Below are 15,995 nucleotides of genomic sequence, written 5' to 3'. Positions count from 1 at the left end.
GTGGCTGAGCCCGATGGAGTACCGCAGGAAGCTTGGATACGCCTAGGCGCGGTCCAAGAAATCGTCCGCACCCCCTTCTAGGAACTATTCCACCGCAACTTAAATTGGGAAACCGCGAAACCTTAAAGCTCTAATTCATTCAAACGAAGGATCGCAACAATATAGATCTTGAGCGCCTGCTTGAGCTGTTCCTCGTTGGCGCACTCGTTGGGGCCGTGCATCTGGCCGCCCCATGCGGGCAACTCCAGGCCGGTCTCCTCGGGGCCAAACGATACGGCTCGGGCAAAGTTGCGCGCATACGTGCCGCCGCCCATGGCAAAGGGCTCGGCATGCTTGCCCGTAAACTCGTTATAGGTATCGATAAGCGCCCTCACGGCCGGATCGTCAGCAGACACCGAGAACGGCACCTTTGCACGACCCACACGGTACGTCACGCCAAAGCGGCCCACGAGCGGTTCAAGTTGCTCGCGGATGGTATCGGCACTCGTGCTGTCGGGGAAACGCACGTCAATGACCTGCTCGATATGGCCATCCGCCACGCGGATGACGCCGGGGTTGCAGGTGAGCGGGCCAAACGCGGGGCTCGTCGCGTCGATACCCAGGCCGCGGCCATAGGCGTCCGCATGTACAAAGGCCAGAAACTTGACAAACTCGTGCTCGGCAGGCGTCAGCAGGCGCTCGCCGCGGGCACCAAACGCGTCCTCCGCCTCGCGCAGATACGCCACGATCAGGCCGACGGCATTGATCGTTCCCTCGGGCATCGAGGCATGGCCGCCAATACCGTGGGCGAAAACCTGCGCATGCCCGTTATCAAGTGCTGTGATCTCCAGGCGGTCAGCGTTCTCGACCGGGGCAGGCAGCTCATCGGCGGCAATCGCGAGCTCGCAGATAGACTGCGACGGAATGGCGTTGCTCGCCTCGGCACCGCTCCAGGACACAATGCGCCCGCCGTCGATCTTGGGGCTCACAAATGTCGCCCCAAACTGGCCCTTCTCGGCATTGCAGACCGGGAACTCGGCATCGGGCGTAAACAGAAAGTCGGGGTCTGTGTGGTTCTCCAGATAATGGTGAACGTCGGACATGCCCACTTCCTCATCGCAGCCCAGCAGCGCGCGGAAGGTATAGCGCGGCACAATGCCGTGTTTGAGTAGGTAGGCGCCGGCGTAGAGCGACAACACCGCCGGACCCTTGTCATCAATCACGCCGCGGCCGAGCAGCCAGCCCTCGCGGCGCTCCATCGCAAACGGGTCGGTGTTCCAGCCGGGGCCGGCGGGCACCACGTCCACGTGGCAAATGGTCGCGAGCTGCTTATCGCCGCGGCCCGGAATATCGGCAATGCCCACAAAGCCCTCGTCATCGCTCGTCTGGTAGCCGAGCTTTTGCGCGATGCCGAGCGCGCAATCGAGCGCATCACGGACCGGGCGGCCAAACGGCGCGCCGGGCTCCGCATCGGCAGCAACGGCCACGGACGGATAGCTCACCAGCTGCTCGATATCGGCGACGACATCCTCCCAGACCTCGTCGACATACTCGGCAACGCTCTGCTCCACCTGATTCATGGACGACCTCCTTACCAATGAGCGGCGAGCGTGCCCGCCCCTCACATTGCGTCATTAGATAGCGAAAAGTTTAGCAAGCTCGGCCACCGAGTGCACCACCGCATCGGCACCCGCCGCCTCGTGCTCGCCCGGCGCCGCCGCGCCCGAATAGATGCCGATGCACGGCACGTCCATCGCATGCGCGCCCTCCACATCGTTAAAGCGATCGCCGATCATCACGACGTCGTCGGCCGTCGCGCCGAGCGCCGCCAGGGCATCGCGGACCGAATCGGCCTTGGTCTCGCGTCCCTGAGGCGGATTCATGCCAACCACGACTTCGAACTGGCAAAGCCCCAGCTCATGCACCATGTCGATGCACTTTGCCTCCATGCGCGACGTCGCCACGGCCATGCGATGACCCTGGACAGCCAGCCCATCGAGCAGCTCGGGGACCCCGTCGAACACGGGATACTCCTCCGGTCCCAGCTCGTCAAAAAAGACGCGGTACTCGTCTGCCACCACAAGCGACTCCTCGCGGGAAAAGCCATAAAAGTCGTGAAAGCTCTTCCACAGGGGCGGCCCGATCATGCGGCGCAGGTCACCCATCTGCGCCTCAGAAAACCCGCGCGCAGCCAGCGTCTTGCGCGTCGAGGTCATCACCGCCCGGCCCGTATCCGCCACCGTGCCGTCAAAATCGAACAGCACGACCGGCCGTTTGCCTATCTCCAACGCCTCCATCGGCATTCCTCTTCCCCAGTTGACGATTTCCACACCGACACTTCAAACTGTTGACTATTCAACAATTGAACCTAGTAATGTGGAACGACTCTACTATACTTGTCGCACTTTGCTCTCAGAAGGCGGCGCGCAAGCGCCCCAGCGAAAGGTGCAATTATGTCTTTTGCCATCATAACCGACTCCACGTCGGACATCTCCCCCGCCCGTGCCCAAGAGCTCGGCATTTACGTGATTCCGCTGCATGTGATTATCGAGGGCGAGGACCTGCTCGACCAGGTGCAGATTACCGCCGAGGAATACGTCGCGCGCATGGCCGGCTCCGAGCAGCTGCCGCACACCTCGCAGCCGAGCGCCGGCGAGTTCAAGGCACTCTTTGACCGCGTGCTCGCCGACGGCCACGACAGCGCCATCTTTATCTCGCTGTGCAGCGAGTGGTCCGCCTGCTATGCCAATGCCAGCCTGACGGCCGAAACGCACGAGCTCGACGTGCGCTGTATCGACTCGCGCACCGGCTCGGGCGCCGAGGGCCTGCTGGTGGAGTACGCGCTGGCCATGCGCGAGGACGGCCGCAGCCTGGACGAGACCGAGGCGCAGATCCGCGCGACGCTACCCGACGCCCACCTGCTGCTGATTCCCCGCACGCTCGAGAACCTCGTTAAGAACGGCCGTGCGCCCAAACTCGCCGGCCAGCTCACGCAGATGCTCAACATTCGCCTGGCCGTTTCGCCGGAGTGGAAATCGGGCGAGATCAAGGCCGTCAAAAGGGGCCGCGGCGCCAGGCGCATCGTTGCCAACACCATGGCCGATTGCCTCGCATTTTTGGCCGAGCATCCGGGCTCCAGCGTGCGCGTGCTCACGACTGGCGCCGCCGAGGAGCACGAGCTCGTCAACCAAGCGCTCGCGGGCCAAGACTACGTAGACGCCGGCACCGGCCCCATCGGCTGCACCATCGCCACCCATGTAGGCGTGGATGCTATCGCCATCAGCTACTGCCCCCGCTACCAGCCCATCCACTAGGGGCACCTTTACCTCTTGCGGTGGAATAGGGACTGTTTTTGGCTTATTAGCCGCCAATCAATCCCTATTCCACCGCAACTTAGAAATCGGCGATCAGCCCAGCGGACCCTGAAACAGTTCCTGATGAGTGCCCATTCTCACCAGCCTAATCACTGGGTTAGTCTTATGGGGAAGATAAAGAACGACCACATCGACCAAGCCATCGGATAGGTGGAAATCGATGTGGCCGTTGTAGTTTCCGCCCGGGTTTGAGAGCTCGTGGGCGCCATACTCCGCCGGAAGTGACCCATGAGCCACAAGCTCTGCAACCGCCGCTTTAAACTCACTTTTTAGCTGCGGATGCATGCGCATCGTTCGTTTGTAGTCCACCTTAAATTGAGCCTCGACTTTAATCTCGAACATCGCTATTCCTCATCGAGGAATGACATAAGCTCATCAGCGTTATTGAATGACAGGCTATCGTCCGGCAAAATCCCCAGCTCATGAGCCTCGGCGATCACCATGGCGCGCCTCGTCACCTCGTTGGGCACCTCCGCCCTTCCTACAATCTCAAAAGGAATCTTTCGCTGATTTACTAGCTGCCGAACGGCAAGATTGAGATAGGAATTGAGGCTGAGGCCGACCGAATCCAAGAACTCAGTCGCCTGCTCCTTGAGCCCCTCTTCGATTCGAACCGTCGTAGGCTTAACTGTTGCTGTAGACATTTGCGACCTCCTCGCCCTCGTCTTTTCACCAGTATACCCAATATAAATGGCAATCTGATGTTAGATAACATCAGATTGCCATGCGTATTCATGTCGCGTGGGCACGATTGATCTACATCAGCCCGCTGAGCGCAATGTCAACGGCCTCGTTGAGGTCGTCGGTAATGTGTACCAGATCCGGATCGAGCGGACTGATCATGCCGGCGTCCATCACCGGACCGTTGAGCCAGTCGAACAGGCCCTGCCAGTACTCGCTGCCCACCAGCACGAGCGGCATGCGCTTGACCTTGTGCGTCTGCACCAGCGTGAGCACCTCGAACATCTCGTCGAGCGTACCAAAGCCACCGGGAAACACGATAGCGCCCGAGCTGTATTTGACGAACATGGTCTTGCGCACAAAGAAGTAACGGAAGTCCATGCCAAGGTTCACATATTTGTTGAGCCCGTGCTCGTGCGGAAGCTCGATACCCAAGCCGACCGACTTGCCGTTGGCGCTCGCCGCTCCCCTGTTGGCCGCCTCCATGACGCCGGGACCACCGCCGGTGATAACCGCCACGCCGCGCTGGGCGATCTTGCGGCCAACGGCGCGTGCCGCCTTGTAGAGCGGATCGGTCTTGGGCGTGCGGGCACTGCCGAAGATGGTCACTGCAGGACCAAGCTCGGCAAGTGCGCCAAAACCATCAACGAACTCTGCCTGAATGCGCAGCACGCGCCAGGGGTCGGTGTGCAACCAGTCGGTCGAGTCCTCGGGCGCCAGCAGGTTGGCGTAGGTGTTGTCCTTGGGAATCATGGGGCCGCGCATGACCACGGGGCCGCGGCGGTACGTCTCGTCGTAGGCAGGCTCGCCCTCGACGTTCTCATTCTTAATCATGGGTACTCCTATCGAGAAAAAGAAAAGCGGGCGGGGTCGACGCCATGCGTCAAACACCCGCCCGAACATCAACTATTCGGTATGGTACCCACGATACATCAAGCACTTGCAAGCTATCGGTCAGCGGTCGCGCAACCGGTGTCAGCGAATGTGACGACCGGCTGGCGCTCGACCATTGCCGTGCCCACGCTCTGCAAGCGTGTCTGTCGCTCTTAGTAGTCCACCGCCGCAGGGCTGTTCATCCAGTCGCTCACAAACGCGCCGTAGCGGCCCTCGATAATGGCCTGGCGGGCGCGCTGCATCAGGTTGAGCAGGTAGTAGATGTTGTGCATCGACAGCAGAATGCCGCCGAGCATCTCCTTCTGCGTGACCATGTGACGGATGAGCGCACGGCTGTAGCCGCCCGTGCATACCGGGCAGGTGCAGGTGGGGTCGATGGGGCCGTCGTCGTGCGCAAAGCGCGCGTTACGGAAGTTAAGGCGACCTTCACTGGAGAACGCCGTACCCATGCGACCGGTGCGCGTCGGCAGCACACAGTCGAACATGTCGATGCCCACGCCCACGCCGCGTACGAGCGTGGTGGGGTTGCCGACACCCATCAGGTAGCGCGGCTTATGCTTGGGCATGTACTCGCTCACGAGCGGCGCCAGGGTCTCGAACATGGTCTCGTGATCCTCGCCCACCGAATAGCCACCGATACCATAGCCCGGGAAGTCGCCGCACTCCTCCAGATGGCGCAGCGAACGCAGGCGCAGATCCAGGTGCATGCCGCCCTGAACGATGCCAAAGAGCGCCTGGTCATCGCGGGTATGCGCCTTATAGCAGCGCTCGGCCCACATGCTCGACAGCTCAACGGCGCGCTCAACGTAGGCGCGCGTGGCGGGATAGCCCGGGCACTGGTCGAGCTGCATGCAGATATCGGAGCCGAGTTTCATGGCGATTTCCATGTTGTCCTCGGGCGTCCAAAACACGTGGCGGCCGTCGTAATCGTTGACGATAAAGCGCACGCCCTCGTCGGTGAGCTTGACGGCATCGTTGTGGCTGAAGACCTGGAAACCGCCCGAGTCGGTGAGGATGGGGCCGTGCCAGTTCATGAACTTGTGCAGGCCGCCCAGCTCGGCGATGGTATCCTCGCCGGGACGCATGGACAGATGATAGGTATTGGCGAGCACGATCTGGGCGCCGAGCTTCTTGACAGTCTCGGTAGGAATGCCCTTGACGTTTGCCTTGGTGCCCACGGGCATAAAGATCGGCGTCTCGATGTCGCCGTGCGGGGTGTGCAGTACGCCGGCGCGCGCGTGCGTCGTCGGATCCTCGGCAATCAGGTCGAATTTAAAAAGGTTCTGGTCCATAAACTGGAACTCCTTGGTTGCGGTTCATACGCAAACCATTATACGGGCAACCCGCAAGAAGCACCGACTCGACAGAAACTGGTGCGAGGAGGATACGGCAGGGACACGGCAAATGAGCGTGGATTTTTGGACGCTTACCGGATGAGCGTGGATAATCTCCCACTTTTGCCCAAAGCACAGCCCAAAAACGGGAGATTATCCACTTTCATTCTGCGGGCACTCATTTAAGTACGTCCCCGATGAGTGGAGCTATTTACCAGCCACGGCAACGCCGATATTTTGGCAACGCCGATGTTTTGACAACGTCAGCGAGCGGTCACCAGGGCGAACAAATTGGCATGAAAAGAGGGCGGCATTGACCTTCTGGTCATGCCGCCCTCTTTGAATGACAAGTTGTCGCCCTGGTGACCGCGCAGCGTCGACCCGTTACGCGGTTTGGTAAAACCGCGTAACCCTACGGACGCTGGCCCATGCCGCCCTCGAGGGTGACGGTCTCGCCGTTCATATACTTAAAGTCGGGACCGCAGAGCTGAACGACAACGCGGCCGATCTCCTTCTCGACGTCGCCATAGTGGCCTGCCGGCGGCATGTGGACGTTGGCCTTGAACGCCTCGGGATAGGCATCCTGGAAGTTCTCGAGCGCAGCGGTCCAAGCAAGCGGGCACACGATGTTGACGTTGATGCCGTCCTTGCCCCACTCGTTGGCGGCAACGCGAGTCAGACCGCGGATGCCCTCCTTGGCAGCGGCATAGCTGCACTGGCCGTAGTTGCCAAACAGGCCGGCGCCCGAAGCAAAGTTGACCACGGAGCCCTTGGTCTCCTTCAGGTGCGGATAGGCCTTCTGCATGTACAGATAGGTGGCATACAGACCGGAATAAATGGCCAGGTTAAACTGATCCATGGTGTGGTCGGCGATGGTCACGCCCGAGGCGCTGGCCTGAGCGTTGTTGACGACGGCGTCGATGCGGCCGAACTCCTCAATAGCCTTGTCGATGACGTTCTGGACGACGGCCTCGTTGTCCTGACCAGCCGAGACATCGGCCTGAACAGGCAGAACCTTGACGCCGTACTCGGCCTCGAGGGATTCCTTGGCAGCCTCGAGCTTGGCAACGTTGCGGCCGGTAATGACGAGGTTTGCGCCCTCCTTGGCAAAAGCGATATCGATACCGTAGCCGATGGAGCCAGCGGAGCCGTCCTTGAGCGTGGCCTTGCCACCGCCGGTGACGATCACGGTCTTACCAGTGAAAAGTCCCATATAAAGTCCTTTCAAATCGCGACGGGCGCACCCGCCGACTGCGCGCATCCAAATAAACGCGACAAAAGCTGAAATGCAACTTTAACGGGTTCAAGTGAAAAGAAAAGGCCTCGGCAGGCGAACGGCATAACGTCTTTCGGCGAAGGGATTGTCAAGTACAAACTGGATAAAGTGGCCGAGTTTTTGCTATCGACGCGAGCCATCGAACACGTTTTGAAACTTTGCTGCAGCGCGCGGGATGTCGGCGCGAGACTTTATCATAGGGTGACAAACAACGATGAGGAGCACATGCCTATGACAGACGAGCTGGACCCCCAGACTCAACAGCATATTGATGATTCCGCAGACGTCACTGCAGATGCTGACGCTGTGACCTGCGATGATATTGGCCTCGACGACCCCATCTTAGACGAAAGCGCTACGGCGGAAACCCCCGGCGCCGAAGATGCAGGCGAGCAAAACGACGATGCGCCCGCTCAGGACGACCACCCCGTACAGGATGCCGCTCCGCAAGCTGCGGGCCCTATCGAGGTTTCTTCGGAAGAAGAGCTCGACGCCGTCATGGACTCCATGATGGATGCCGTCAAAGCGATGAAAGACGCCGTGGCCGACGCTGACGTTGACGCCGAGGAAGAGGAGGCCGCCGAGGCAGCCTCGACCTTCGTACCCGGCGAGACTCCGGTTGCCGACCAGGGCAGCACCATGCCCTCGTTTCTGCAGCTCGAGCATCCCACGATTGGCGCCGATGCGGTCGACCCGCACGCAGCAGGCTTTTCTGTAATCGAGGGCGGTACCGGCAATATCGCCGTGCCGCAGGCTGCCGATGCGGACGCTGCCGACACCGCTCGCCCGACCGCCCCGCACTCCTCCGCCGCGAGCCGCGATCTGGGGACCGCCGTCTCGAACACTGCGAACGCCGTGGGCACCTTTATCGCCCAGGGTGCCTCGGCCATGCGCGAGATGAACGCCGCGAAAAAGGCACTTGCCGATGCCCGCGCCCACCTGGCCGAACTTGAGCAGCGCATTGCCGATCAGGCCGAGGAACTCGAGACGCGCCAGGATATCGCAGGCCGCTACGACCAGATCGTCGCCGACCAGCGCCAGGCGATTGCCACGGCCCAAAAGACTGCAGCGGCCGCCGAGATTGACCGTGATGCCCACGCCTCCAAAGCGACAGAGCTCAAGGGTCAGCTCGAACAAATGAAGACAGAGGATGACGCGACTGAGCTCCGTCTGAAGGCCGCGCTCGATGCCGTGGAGGCCCGCGAGGCGAGCTCGCGCGAGACCGGCAACCGCCTCGTTCGACGTCTTGAGGATTCCAAGCGCATCCGCGACAAGGTGAAGGCAGAGCGAGACGCCGGCATTGCCGCCGCACAACAAACCGTCGACGCCACGCGCGCCCAGCTCGAGACGCTGCGTCATGAGTATGCCGAGCTGCAACGCAATCCCTCGGCAAATCCCGCCAACTATACGGTGCGCACCAGCGAGCTCTCGATGCAGATTTCCGACACGGCAGATGCCCTGCGTAAAGCCGAAGAAGATGTCCCGCGCATCACCGCCGACCTTGAGCACTCGCTTGCCGCAGCCGAGCAGGCCGTCGAGCAGGCTCAAGCCCCTATCGCCGACGCAAAACGCGCGCACCAAGCCGTGACGACCGAAGCCGATGCCGCGCGCGACGAGCTGCAGACGGCGAAGACAGCCGCCGCGACTCGTCAGCGCGAACTGCGCGAGAAGATCACTGCCGAGGACAAGGCACGCCGCGAACAGGAGCAGAGCATCGCCAACGCCCAAGCAGATGCCGCACATGCGCAGTCGATCATCGAACAGGCGACCGAAGTGCACGACCACCCAGAGATCACTGAGTCGCTTGCAGGATCCTTGGCCCGAGACAAAGCCGAACACGCCGAGACCGAGCGAGAAGTCGCCCAGCTCGAGGCCACCGAGGACGCGGTGCGCGAACGTACCCGCGACTCACGCATCAAATTCACCGGCGCCATCGTCTGCATCGTCGCCGCAATCCTGGTGATCATCGCAATCTGGCTGTTCGTGAGCAAGTAAACTAGCTGCCAAAAAAACGCCTCAACTTATTAGATTGATGCAAGGCAGTCATTGGGGACGTTCTTAAACGACTAGTCAAACAAGAATGTCCCCAACGATTAGTCAAGAGATTGGCGCAAGGACTGTCCCCAAGTGCCAACCAAGGCAACGCCGATGTTCTGGCAAAGTCAGCGAAAACCCGCCAGAGCGAGCAAGGTGACGTGAAAGAGGAGGGCATTGACCTTCTGGTCATGCCCGACGATTGAACGTCAGATTGCCGCTCTGGCGGGTTTGCAGCGTCAAGTGGTTACGCGGTTCGTAGAACCGCGTAACTAACAAATGAGCATGGCGTCGCCAAAGCTGAAGAAGCGATAGCGCTCCTCGATGGCGGCGGCATAGGCATCCATGATCTGGTCGCGGGTGGCAAGTGCGCTCACGAGCATCATGAGCGTGGAGCGCGGCACGTGGAAGTTCGTGATCAGCGCGTCGACCACGTGATAGGTCGAGCCGGGCATGAGGTAGAGCTGCGTCGTGGCGTTCTCGCGCACCACGATGTCACCGCGGCCGAGCGTGTCGGCGCCGTCCTCGCGGCCTTCAAAATAGCGCGCCGTCACGGCCGGATCGGACACCGGGGCATCCGCATCAAAGGCGCTTTCGAGCGAGCGCACTGCGGTGGTACCGACGGCGATCACGCGGTGTCCCTCGGCCTTGGCCTTGTGCACGGCATCGACAACCTCCTGCGACACGTGGTAGCGCTCGGTGTGCATGACGTGCTGCGTAGGGTCATCCTCCTCCACCAGACGGAAGGTATCGATGCCTACCTCGAGCTCGACGGCGGCAAACTTCGCACCCTTGGCCTCGATAGCGGCCATGAGCTCGGGGGTAAAGTGCAGACCCGCCGTGGGAGCGGCAGCCGAGTGCTCCTCCTTCATGGCGTAGACGGTCTGGTACTTCTCGGGATCGCCCTCGTAATCGGTAATGTAGGGCGGCAGCGGCACGTGACCGGCAGCATGAATGGCCTCGTCGAGCGTGCGCGGCTCGCCGGCGGCATTGCAGCCGGCCGGCTCAAAGCGCACCAGACGGCCTCCGCGGCTATCGGTGACAAAGTCGACGACCTCGGCCGTCAGCACCACGGGCGCGCCCTCGGGTGCATGGGCGCCGCCGGCGCGATACTCAATCTGAGCACCGGGCTTCAGACGCTTGCCCGGCTTGACCAGGCACTCCCAAACGTGACCCAGCGGATCAACATCCTCGCGGCGCTTGAGCAGCAGCGTCTCGACCACACCGCCCGAGCCTGCCTTGCGACCGATAAGACGGGCCGGCATCACGCGCGTCTGGTTGATGACGAGCACGTCGCCCGGCTCGATATAGTCGATGATGTCGCGGAAGATGCGGTGCTCAACGGTACCGCCGTGCTCCAGCGGCGTTCCTGTCTCGGAGCCTTTGCGATCAACCACCAGCAGGCGGCAGGAGTCGCGCGGCTCGGCAGGCGCCTGGGCGATGAGCTCTTCGGGCAGGTTATAGTCAAAATCATCGGTACGCATAGACACGTCGGATTCTCCTTATATAGCTAAAGTCCGCTCTACATCCTAGCAGGCTGACGTCCCAAATGAACTACTTTTTGGCGGCTTTGCGCTCGTCGCGGATGCGGGCGCGGTCCATGGCCGCCTCGACAGCCGAGAAGCGGCAACCACAGTAGTTCTGCCGATACATGCCAAGCTCGCGCGAACGGCGTGTCGCCTCGGGGTAATACGGGCGAAAATCGCGAATCACCGGGGTGAGCCCGTGTGCCGCCGCCAGGCGCTCGAGTACGTCATTGCAGGTGTCGAACAGCTGGTACGGCGAGACGGCGAGCGTCGTACCCACATATTCAAACCCGCGCTCCTGGGCAACGCGGCATGCCTCGGCCAAGCGCAAGGCATAGCACACGCGACAGCGACGGGGACGATCGGCACCCAACGGGGCCACGCCGGTCTCCCAGCGTTCGCGGTCCTCCCCGGCCTCGATGAGCTCGATGTCGCCGTCGGCACACCACCGGCGCAGCTCGTCCAAACGACGCTGCCATTCATCGCGCGGCTGAATATTGGGATTGGTCCAGCAAATCGTGGGCTCAAACCCCTCCTCGCGCAGCAGGCGAACCGGCTCAAGCGAGCATGGCGCGCAACAAGCATGCAGCAACAACGGCTTCATCAGCATCTCCTCCTCTGCAATGATTTTTTAATCCCCGTCCCAGAAAAATCATCCCAAAAAGACTACCTTGCGAAAAAGCGCACGCCAAAGGACGTGTCCTCGCAGGCAGCGATGCGGCGGTCGCGCAAAATGGCCCGCACGTAATACCAGTCGCCCACACAGCCCGACAAATGCAAGCCAGCCGCCAGGTAACACAGCAGCGGATAGCCCGAGAGCGCAAAGCCCAGGGCAAACGCCACCGTCAAAACAACCGTGGGCGCCAGGCAAATGGCCATGTACCGCCGACGCGAATACACAACGCCCTCGGCGCAGGCATAGATCATCGCCGTCTCACGATTCGCGCCAAAGGTCACATGCGCGCCCGCAGGCGCCAGCAGCTTAAAAAACACCGCATGCACCAGCTCGTGCACGGCAAACGACGCCATTGAGACCGCAGCCAAGCCGACTATCCAGCCCACGACTGCCGTCCAGCCGCCCGCATCAGCAGCATCCAAGTCTTCAGGCCCGCCCAGCAGCATAAACACCGGCACCAGGCACACGGCAAACACGCCGACTACGACCATCCCCCACACGAAGCAAGCGTGCAGAAAATCCTCGTCTTCAAACGCATGTATGTTGGAAATCTCATTCATAGCATCTTAGGATAGCGCCCCTGCCACGTACCCGTCCGCATGTGCGATAATGTCGAACGATATGCACGAATTGACCACCGCGCCGCCGAGCCCCGCGCCCGGCCGCGCTCTCACCATATGCGAAGGAGTCCCATGGCATCCAAATACTCCATGAACGACCGTCCCAGCTGGCCGCGCCGCGCCATCGTTACCGCCGGCGAGCCCTACGGCAACAAGGGCCTTCACTTTGGCCACGTTGGCGGCGTCTTTGTCCCGGCCGACTTCTTCGCCCGCTTCCTGCGCGACCGTCTGGGCCGCGAGAACGTCATCTTCACCTCGGGCACCGACTGCTACGGCTCGCCCATCATGGAGAGCTACCGCAAGCTCAAGGAGAACGAAGGCTACGACAAGTCCATCGGCGAATATGTCGAGTCCAATCACTCCCGCCAGGCCGCGACCCTCAACAACTACAACATCAGCTGCGATATCTACGGCGGCTCGGGCCTTGAGCCGGCTGCGCAGATTCACAACGAGGTTACCGCCGAGATTATCGAGCGCCTGCACGAGCAGGGCACCATCTCCAAGCGCTCCACGCTGCAGTTCTACGACGCCAAGGCCGGCACATTCCTCAACGGCCGCCAGGTGATTGGCCGCTGCCCCATCCAGGGCTGCAAGTCCGAGAAGGCGTACGCCGACGAGTGCGACTTGGGTCACCAGTTTGAGCCCGAGGAGCTTATCGCACCCAAGAGCCAGCTCACCGGCGAGGTGCCCGAGCTGCGCCCGGTCGACAACCTCTACTTCGACCTGCCGGCCTACCTCGACTTTATGAAGACCTACACCGCCAAGCTCGCCCAGAACCCGCAGGTTCGCTCCGTGGTCTCCAAGACCATGGAGGAGTGGCTGCTGCCGGCTCAGCTCTACATCCAGAATAAGTTCCGCAAGGCCTTCGATGCCGTCGAGGACCAGCTCCCCGAACACACCGTGCTGGAGCCCGAGGGCAACAAGAGCAGCTTTACCGTCACCTTCCCCAGCTGGAAAGAGCGCGACGACGCCCACGCGGTGCTCGCCAACGGCGGCGTGCGCTTCCGCAGCGGCAAGGCGCTCGTGCCCTTCCGCATCACCGGCAACATCGACTGGGGCGTTCCGGTGCCCGAGGTCGACGGCGTGACCGACGTCACCTGCTGGTGCTGGCCCGAGAGCCTGTGGGCGCCCATCAGCTACACCCGCACCGTGCTCGCACGCGATGCCAAGGCCGCCGGCGTGACCGAGGGCGTCGCCGCCCAGGATGCCGCCCTCATGGGCGAGCCCGCCGCCGATTCCACGCAGGTCCCCGCGCCCACCTACCAGCACAGCTCGCTCGACTGGCGCGACTGGTGGTGCTCTGACGACGCGCAGATCTATCAGTTCATCGGTCAGGACAACATCTATTTCTACTGCATCGCGCAAACCGCCATGTGGGAGGCCCTGGGTTGGGACCTCACGCAGAGCACCGTCAGCGCCTGCTATCACCTGCTCTACATGGGCAAAAAGGCGAGCTCGTCCTCGCAGACGCCTCCCCCGCCGGCAGACGACCTGCTCAACCACTACACCTGCGAGCAGATGCGCGCGCATTGGCTGTCGCTCGGCCTGTCCGAGAAGCCGGTGAGCTTTAGTCCCAAGGCATATGACACGCGCGTGACCGGCAAGGACAAGGACGGCAACGAGGTGCGTGCCTGCGACGACAAGCGCGTCATCGATCCAGCCCTTAAGGAGAGCGCGCTGCTGACCGGCGTGTTCAACCGCTTGGCCCGCAGCTGCTTCTACGGCGTCGCCATCAAGGAGGGCGACGAGAGCCCCTATCGCAACGGCTGCATCCCCGCCGGTGCCGCCTCCGCCGCCGTGGTCGAGGCTGCCGAGCAGGCCGCCCTTGCCTTTGAGCAGGCCATGTACAAGTTCGAGACGCACCGCGCGCTCGCCGTGTGCGACGACTACCTGCGTGCCGCCAACAAGCGCTGGAGCGATGCCTCCAAGGCCGCCAACAAGCTCGAGGGCGAGCCGGCCAATGCCGCGATGACGCAGGCCCTCGTCGACGCCTTTACCGAGCTGCGCGTGGCGACCGTACTCATGCACGGCATCGTCCCGGCCGGCTGCGAGCTCATCTGCGAGTACTTCGACATCGACCCGGTCGCCTTCTTTAGCTGGGATAACATCTTCGCCTCCACGGACGAGTTTGTGGAGAGCCTGGGCGAGAAGCCCGGCGAGCACCACGTGAAGCCGCTGCCTCCGCGCTTCGACTTCTTCAGCAAGCACGAGAGCCAGTACTAGGCAACCGGCAAGGCGCCCGGGAATGATTATTCTGGGACGGGGATTAAAAAATCATTCCCGGGCGCCGCAAAGTAGTCTTTCTGGGACGGGGATCATTAAATGATTTTTTAATCCCCGTCCCAGAATAATCATTTATATGGAAGGAAAGACGGATGTCCAAGCCGCGTCGTCGTAAGCAGAAAAAGCAGGTCAAGGCCGAGCTCAAGCTTAGGCAGTTTGCCGCTACCGAGCTTTCCGACCAGCTTGCCGCCCAACACTCCGCCGCCGACCTGCCGCGCTTTATGATCGACACGGTCGCCGGCGCCTATGCCCCCACCGATGCCGAGCTCATGATTGAAGGCTTTGGCGCCGCGGCCACACGCCCAGTCACGCTGCGCGCCAACACGCTCAGGGCAACCGCCGAGGGCATCGCCGCCGCACTCGACGAGGCCGGCATCGCGCACCAAACCGTTACCTGGTATCCGGACGCCTTCATCCTGCCCGAGGCCCAGGTTTCCGACCTGTGGGACCTCGACATCTACCGCGACGGCAAAATCTATCTGCAGAGCCTGTCGTCCATGATGCCGCCTTTGGTGTTGGGCGCCCAGGCAGGCGAGGACATCCTGGACATGTGCGCGGCCCCCGGTGGCAAGACGACGCAGATCGCTGCCCTCACCCAGGGCCAGGCACACCTCACGGCCTGCGAGATGAGCATTCCCCGAGCCGAGAAGCTCGAAGCCAACCTCCATCGCCAAGGCGCCAAAAACGTGCCCGTCATGCGCATCGACGCACGCGAGCTCGACGAATTCTTCCGCTTTGACCGCATCCTGCTCGACGCCCCCTGCACCGGTACGGGCACCGTCATCAGCGGCAACGAGAAAAGCCTGCGCGGCCTCACCGAGCAGTTGCTCGGCAAGTGCGCCCGCTCGCAGCGAGCACTTCTGGATCGCGCCATGGGAGCCCTCAAACCGGGCGGCACGCTCGTCTATTCGACTTGTTCGATCTTGCCGCAGGAAAACGAGGACGCCTTGCAAGAGGCCCTCGACAAGCACATGGACTGCGAGCTTATCCCCCTCGATGGCACGCCGAGCGAAAGTGAAAAGCGCCGCGCCCAGGAAGCTGGCGAAGAGCCACGCGTCGAGAGCAACGCCCTCACCGAGGCCATCGCCGCCGGCCACGTCTCGTCCATCGACAACGGTATGCCCGGCACGCTGACCATTCCGCCCAGCCGCGACTTTGAGGGCTTCTACATCGCCTTGATCCGAAAACGCAGCTAGCGCACGGATCAAAAACTCAACAAGCTATCTCTGTGCGCGCTTGTCCGGGGGTGCGGACGATTTCTTGGACCGCGCCTAGGCGTATCCAAGCTTCCTGCGGTACTCCATCGGGCTCAGCCACC

The 15,995-nt window shown here is 61.9% G+C and carries 14 protein-coding genes; 4 read left to right on the top strand and 10 right to left on the bottom strand.

The features are described from left to right. Nucleotides 1-122: 122 nt before the first annotated feature. Together ACRX4W_RS09530 and ACRX4W_RS09525 are read right to left on the bottom strand one after the other, a co-directional pair. On the bottom strand, nt 123-1,559 hold the full coding sequence (locus ACRX4W_RS09530; RefSeq protein ID WP_432300236.1) for a M20 family metallopeptidase: 1,437 nt from the start codon (nt 1,557-1,559) through the stop codon (nt 123-125). 54 nt (nt 1,560-1,613) lie between these two features. Next, nucleotides 1,614-2,276: an HAD hydrolase-like protein gene (locus ACRX4W_RS09525; protein ID WP_432300234.1), complete on the bottom strand. Its 663-nt coding sequence runs from the start codon at nt 2,274-2,276 to the stop codon at nt 1,614-1,616. 156 nt (nt 2,277-2,432) lie between these two features. Between ACRX4W_RS09525 and ACRX4W_RS09520 the strand changes: the two genes are divergently transcribed. Beyond that, nucleotides 2,433-3,293 carry a DegV family protein gene (locus ACRX4W_RS09520; RefSeq protein WP_432300233.1) on the top strand — a complete coding sequence of 287 codons (861 nt, stop codon included), beginning with the start codon at nt 2,433-2,435 and terminating at the stop codon, nt 3,291-3,293. A gap of 93 nt (nt 3,294-3,386) precedes the next feature. Here ACRX4W_RS09520 and ACRX4W_RS09515 read toward each other — a convergent pair whose 3' ends face one another. The 5 genes from ACRX4W_RS09515 to ACRX4W_RS09495 form a co-directional block, all read right to left on the bottom strand. Then, entirely contained in the window at nt 3,387-3,695 is a 309-nt protein-coding gene (locus ACRX4W_RS09515; RefSeq protein WP_055250871.1) for a type II toxin-antitoxin system RelE/ParE family toxin, read from the bottom strand. A gap of 2 nt (nt 3,696-3,697) precedes the next feature. Continuing rightward, nucleotides 3,698-3,997, bottom strand: a complete 300-nt coding sequence (locus tag ACRX4W_RS09510; RefSeq protein ID WP_055250873.1) for a type II toxin-antitoxin system RelB/DinJ family antitoxin — start codon at nt 3,995-3,997, stop codon at nt 3,698-3,700. A 112-nt stretch (nt 3,998-4,109) separates the two neighbouring features. After that, nucleotides 4,110-4,868, bottom strand: coding sequence for an LOG family protein (locus ACRX4W_RS09505; RefSeq protein WP_432300230.1), 759 nt, complete (start codon nt 4,866-4,868; stop codon nt 4,110-4,112). Between the two features lie 212 nt (nt 4,869-5,080). Beyond that, nucleotides 5,081-6,220, bottom strand: coding sequence for a tRNA guanosine(34) transglycosylase Tgt (gene tgt / locus ACRX4W_RS09500; protein WP_055250876.1), 1,140 nt, complete (start codon nt 6,218-6,220; stop codon nt 5,081-5,083). Between the two features lie 454 nt (nt 6,221-6,674). Then, entirely contained in the window at nt 6,675-7,475 is an 801-nt protein-coding gene (locus tag ACRX4W_RS09495) for an SDR family NAD(P)-dependent oxidoreductase (RefSeq protein WP_006235414.1), read from the bottom strand. Nucleotides 7,476-7,769: 294 nt separating this feature from the next. On the opposite strand from ACRX4W_RS09495, the gene ACRX4W_RS09490 reads away from it, so the two are divergent. Then, entirely contained in the window at nt 7,770-9,533 is a 1,764-nt protein-coding gene (locus tag ACRX4W_RS09490) for a coiled-coil domain-containing protein (protein ID WP_432300227.1), read from the top strand. 311 nt (nt 9,534-9,844) lie between these two features. Here the strand turns inward: ACRX4W_RS09490 and queA are convergent, their stop codons facing one another. The 3 genes from queA to ACRX4W_RS09475 all read right to left on the bottom strand — a co-directional run bounded on the left by queA (nt 9,845) and on the right by ACRX4W_RS09475 (nt 12,334). Then, the gene (queA, locus tag ACRX4W_RS09485; RefSeq protein ID WP_346972296.1) at nt 9,845-11,056 is read right to left on the bottom strand and encodes a tRNA preQ1(34) S-adenosylmethionine ribosyltransferase-isomerase QueA; all 1,212 of its coding nucleotides are present in this window, start codon (nt 11,054-11,056) and stop codon (nt 9,845-9,847) included. Between the two features lie 70 nt (nt 11,057-11,126). Beyond that, nucleotides 11,127-11,702: an epoxyqueuosine reductase QueH gene (locus ACRX4W_RS09480; RefSeq protein ID WP_432300225.1), complete on the bottom strand. Its 576-nt coding sequence runs from the start codon at nt 11,700-11,702 to the stop codon at nt 11,127-11,129. A gap of 62 nt (nt 11,703-11,764) precedes the next feature. Further along, nucleotides 11,765-12,334, bottom strand: coding sequence for a DUF3267 domain-containing protein (locus tag ACRX4W_RS09475; protein ID WP_432300223.1), 570 nt, complete (start codon nt 12,332-12,334; stop codon nt 11,765-11,767). Nucleotides 12,335-12,466: 132 nt separating this feature from the next. Here ACRX4W_RS09475 and ACRX4W_RS09470 point away from each other — a divergent pair, with 132 nt between their 5' ends. Both ACRX4W_RS09470 and ACRX4W_RS09465 read left to right on the top strand, forming a co-directional pair. After that, nucleotides 12,467-14,617 (top strand): class I tRNA ligase family protein, encoded by a 2,151-nt coding sequence (locus ACRX4W_RS09470; protein ID WP_432300221.1) that lies wholly within the window; start codon nt 12,467-12,469, stop codon nt 14,615-14,617. A gap of 152 nt (nt 14,618-14,769) precedes the next feature. Then, nucleotides 14,770-15,873 (top strand): RsmB/NOP family class I SAM-dependent RNA methyltransferase, encoded by a 1,104-nt coding sequence (locus tag ACRX4W_RS09465; protein WP_432300220.1) that lies wholly within the window; start codon nt 14,770-14,772, stop codon nt 15,871-15,873. The last annotated feature ends 122 nt before the right edge of the window (nt 15,874-15,995 follow it).

The sequence above is a fragment of the Collinsella aerofaciens genome (assembly GCF_964283865.1).
Lineage (GTDB): Bacteria > Actinomycetota > Coriobacteriia > Coriobacteriales > Coriobacteriaceae > Collinsella.
Note: the sequence above shows the minus strand (reverse complement) of the source record. Positions and strands in the feature narration are given on the sequence as shown.